This window comes from Daejeonella sp., assembly GCF_044232565.1.
Taxonomy (GTDB): Bacteria; Bacteroidota; Bacteroidia; order Sphingobacteriales; family Sphingobacteriaceae; genus Daejeonella.
In genome coordinates this window covers 1-2,568 of record NZ_JBIILQ010000318.1, presented here as the reverse complement: position 1 = coordinate 2,568, position 2,568 = coordinate 1, and the positions used below count along the sequence as shown (strand labels likewise).

Below are 2,568 nucleotides of genomic sequence, written 5' to 3'. Positions count from 1 at the left end.
GCGTTTTACTGAAGGGTAAAACAATGCCCCTCCCCAAACGCTCAAGGCCTTCTTTTGCCTTTTGTTTAACAGCTGCTGAGGGGAAAAGCATGACGCCTAAAATCCAAGTTCATTTGATATTAGATCTTAAAAATTTGATAAAAAAAATCAAATTTAAACCAACTACAAATCGTCCACTCACAGACCCTTCCCAACCGATCTTCCGCCTTGGCTGGTGCGGCAATGACAAGCCCTGCCTTCGCACTGACTTTCATAGCATCAGACGCAGCGGTGGCATTTTGGTTCTTTTCTGCTACAGGAAAAGAACTAGGCCCTCGCGGCTATGAGCGGGAAAAATATCTTAGGTGGTTGGTGGGTAACACCAACCACAGGGAAATTTGACTTTTTGCCTTTGGCAATGAGATATTGAAACTTTTTCCTTGATGAAAAAGTATCCAAAAAATCAAGAAAGAACGAAGCTTCCACCGCCGAGGGCAAAACTCCTGGCCCGCCGTTCTTTCATCCCTACGCTCGGGTATTCTGCTTCATTTGGGATTAATTATTATTAGTCGAAATCGCACAGGGTGCTAAGATGAATGTTAATGCTGATATAAGTGTTCTTCCATAAATAGATGAGCAATGTTCATTTCTACATATTTTTCAACGATTTCGTCAAAGGTAGCTTCGGGCATTGCTTCTATTTGCTTTAATGTTTGGCCCAAGAAGCGAGAAACAGCAAATTGAAAACCGCCCTTTGAAATGTTTTTTTGTCTGATTTGACCTACAAAATCGTACAAGCCTCCAAACAGATAAGTGTGAATTTGTTGCAAACCTTTAGTAGTGCCAACCTCAATATTGTTAATAAAAGAACTTTCAAACAGGGCATAAGCTTTTGTCTTGCTTTTCCCGTCTATGCTTTCTTCACTGTAGGTAAACCATTCAATAAATCGGTTTGCCTTTTTACTTGGAAACTCTTTGCCTAATGCAATTATCCCCTGATAATCGAGCATATCGGATAATCGCCTTTTACCGTCTGGTGCAAGAAATTTCAACTGGGTAGTGGCACTAACCATTTGACTGTTTTCTTTCTTTAATTTGGCTTTAAGATATTTCCAATAGTTACGGTTTTTTGAATAATCGTTTTGGTCGGTAAGCAGGCCTACAATATCCAACACCGAAAAACACCATTTGGCATTTTCTTCGTCCCAAACCGCTCGCACCTCACGATCGTCAAAAAAACGAATGGATATTTTTGCGCTGCTCATGAATGCTTATTGTTATTCCATTGTGGCACTCATAGGAATCTTATAATCAAGGGATTTCAAATTGGGATTTATTCACTCATCACATTTATACTAACCCTTATATTTCAGGTTGAGTGTTCGAAATGACGGCTTATTTAATTATTTACCCCTCTCCGCCCAGTCCGACACTGACAACTGTCAACCGACAACTGTCAACCGAAAACCGACAACTGTCAACTGACAAAGTCCTACCGCCTCATCAACTCCAAATCCCCTTCCACCATCTCCTTCACCAGCCCAGCCAAATCATATTTCGGTTTCCAGCCCAATTTCGTGTTCGCTTTCCTCGGATCACCGATTAATAAATCAACCTCTGTTGGTCTGAAATATTTAGGGTCCACCTTCACTACTGTTTGGCCAAATTTGATCGCTGTGGGATCAATTCCCAAAGACTTACATTTCTCCTCGTCAATATCAATAATTACACCCTTCTCCTGCTCATCCTTCCCACTAAACTCAACCTCAATACCAAGCTCCGCGAAACTCATTTTCACGAAATCGCGCACTGTTGTGGTAACGCCAGTAGCAATAACAAAGTCTTCTGCTTGCTCCTGTTGCAGGATTAACCACATGGCCTCCACATAGTCTTTGGCATGGCCCCAATCGCGCTGAGCGGATAAATTACCCAAATACAGGCAATTTTGTTGACCTAATACAATATTTGCTGCAGCTCTAGTGATTTTACGGGTAACAAAAGTTTCCCCTCGTACCGGACTCTCATGATTAAACAAAATACCATTACAGGCAAATAAATTATAGGCTTCGCGATAGTTTACCGTGATCCAATAGGCATACATTTTAGCCACTGCATAGGGTGAGCGTGGATAAAAAGGGGTTTTCTCAGATTGCGGCACTTCCTGCACTAAACCGTATAATTCGGAAGTGGAAGCCTGATAAATACGTGTTTTCTTCTCTAAACCGAGAATTCGTATAGCTTCCAAAATTCTTAAGGTTCCAATGCCATCTGCATTAGCGGTATACTCTGGCGTATCAAAGCTCACATGTACATGGCTCATCGCTGCCAGATTATAAATTTCATCCGGCTGCGTCTCCTGAATGATGCGTATTAAATTGGTAGAATCGGTTAAATCACCATAATGCAATTTAAAACGCACATTCATATCATGCGGATCCTGATAAAGATGATCTATCCTATCCGTATTAATAGAAGAACTCCTACGCTTTATCCCATGCACAAAATAGCCTTTATTTAATAAGAACTCAGCTAGATATGATCCGTCTTGGCCTGTGATTCCGGTGATTAGGGCGATTTTCATTATTTATT

General features: G+C 41.1%; 2 protein-coding genes. Both read right to left on the bottom strand.

Going from position 1 to position 2,568, the window contains the following annotated elements:
* Positions 1-578: 578 nt before the first annotated feature.
* Positions 579-1,244, bottom strand: a complete 666-nt coding sequence (locus ACILQF_RS12690; protein WP_395627767.1) for a hypothetical protein — start codon at positions 1,242-1,244, stop codon at positions 579-581.
* 227 nt (positions 1,245-1,471) lie between these two features.
* Positions 1,472-2,560, bottom strand: coding sequence for a GDP-mannose 4,6-dehydratase (gmd, locus tag ACILQF_RS12685; RefSeq protein WP_395627766.1), 1,089 nt, complete (start codon positions 2,558-2,560; stop codon positions 1,472-1,474).
* Positions 2,561-2,568 lie beyond the last annotated feature (8 nt).

What these genes read in the sequence shown, in the direction of transcription:
- ACILQF_RS12690 (WP_395627767.1), bottom strand. Translation starts at nt 1,244, where the DNA reads ATGAGCAGCGCAAAAATATCCATTCGTTTTTTTGACGATCGTGAGGTG.
- gmd (WP_395627766.1), bottom strand. Translation starts at nt 2,560, where the DNA reads ATGAAAATCGCCCTAATCACCGGAATCACAGGCCAAGACGGATCATAT.